The 1,452-nt window shown below is 70.9% G+C and carries 2 protein-coding genes; one reads left to right on the top strand and one right to left on the bottom strand.

The features are described from left to right. Positions 1-125: 125 nt before the first annotated feature. Positions 126-596: a YbaK/EbsC family protein gene (locus tag EQG76_RS08305; protein WP_159712345.1), complete on the bottom strand. Its 471-nt coding sequence runs from the start codon at positions 594-596 to the stop codon at positions 126-128. 297 nt (positions 597-893) lie between these two features. Here EQG76_RS08305 and EQG76_RS08300 point away from each other — a divergent pair. Then, on the top strand, positions 894-1,452 hold a 559-nt coding region (locus EQG76_RS08300), incomplete at its 3' end, for a DMT family transporter (RefSeq protein WP_200840657.1).

The following is a 1,452-nucleotide window of genomic DNA, read 5'->3' as shown; positions in this document are numbered from 1 at the left end:
CCCTCTCCGCTCGCTGCGCGATCAGTGCCGGGCTTGGCCGGCCGGGGCAAGCAGCAGCGGCGCCGGCACGCCGACGGATGGTTCCGGCACCGACGGCCGCGGTTGCGCCGTTGCAGCCGCCGTTCTCAGCGTCGCGCCAGCTCGCAGAAGCGGCCGCCGGTCAGGCGCTGCAGATCGTCCGGGGTCAGACGGAACACGGCATCGGGAGCCCCGGCCGCCGCCCAGATCTCCGTGTGCCCCACGAGGTCGGCATCCAGGAGCACGGTGACTGCCGGATCATGGCCGACCGGCGCCACGCCGCCCACCGGATAGCCGGTCCTCGCCAGCACGAAGGCCGGGTCGGCCCGCCCGACCTTCTCGCCCAAAAGTGCCGCCAGCTTCTTCTCGTCGACCCGGTTGGCGCCCGAGGCCACCACCAGCACCGGATCACCGCTTGCCCGCCGGAACACCAGCGACTTGGCGATCTGGGCGATGGTGCAGCCGATCGCGGCGGCGGCATCGGCGGAGGTGGCGGTGCTGCGGTCGAACCGGCGCACCGGGTAGTTCGGCCCCAGCACGCGCCGGACCCGCTCGACGGGAGTTTCGGCATCGGTCATGCCGCATCTTCTACACCGGCGACGGTGCAGGTCGAGACCGCGCGAGGCGGTGACGATGCCCTAAGAGGCACCGCCACCGCCACCCGACGATCATCAAACCGGGCGTTTCATCCGGCACGGCGTCTTGGCGCGCCATATTCCAGATTATAGCACGAAGATTGCGATGGCTTCATGAAAAAAGCGAATCGGGCCATGGCGGCGCCATCCCGGAATAGGCCCGCAAGAAACGGATAGCCGGACCACCGGCCGCAGCGGCATCCGGCAGGGGCCGACCCACACCGTCTGCCACGGATGCCGATGCCGTCCCCTCGCCCCCGCGCGCCGATGACCCCCGCCGAATGGGCCATGCTGCTGACCCTGGCCGCCTTCTGGAGCGGCTCCTTCCTGTTCAATGCGGTGGCGGTGGCCGAACTGCCCGTCCTTTCGGTGGTGACCCTGCGGGTCGCCCTGGCCGCCCTGCTCCTGCAGCTGGTCCTGCGGGCAGCGGGCCAGCGGCTTCCTGGCGGAGCCCGCCTCTGGAGCGCCTTCGGCCTGATGGGTCTCCTGAACAACTGCCTGCCGTTCGGGCTGATCGTCTGGGGCCAGCAGCATCTGGCCAGCGGTGTCGCCGCGATCCTGAATGCCGCCACGCCCCTGTTCACCGTGCTGCTCGCCCACGCGCTGACCCCGGACGAGAAGCTGACCCGGGCCCGGCTGAGCGGCGTGATGCTGGGCTTCACGGGCGTGGCCGTGCTGATTGGCGGCGACGCGCTCAGGACCCTGGGCAGTGGCCTGACCGCCCAGCTGGCCTGCCTGGGTGCTGCTGTCAGCTACGCGCTGGCCGGCATTTTCGGCCGACGCTTTCGCGCCCTGGGGG

It is taken from the genome of Geminicoccus flavidas (assembly GCF_009806515.1).
In the GTDB taxonomy this organism is placed as follows: domain Bacteria; phylum Pseudomonadota; class Alphaproteobacteria; order Geminicoccales; family Geminicoccaceae; genus Geminicoccus; species Geminicoccus flavidus.
Note: the sequence above shows the minus strand (reverse complement) of the source record. Positions and strands in the feature narration are given on the sequence as shown.

Bases quoted from the DNA above. Each gene is read 5' to 3' on its own strand.
- EQG76_RS08305 (WP_159712345.1), bottom strand. From the start codon at position 596: ATGACCGATGCCGAAACTCCCGTCGAGCGGGTCCGGCGCGTGCTGGGG.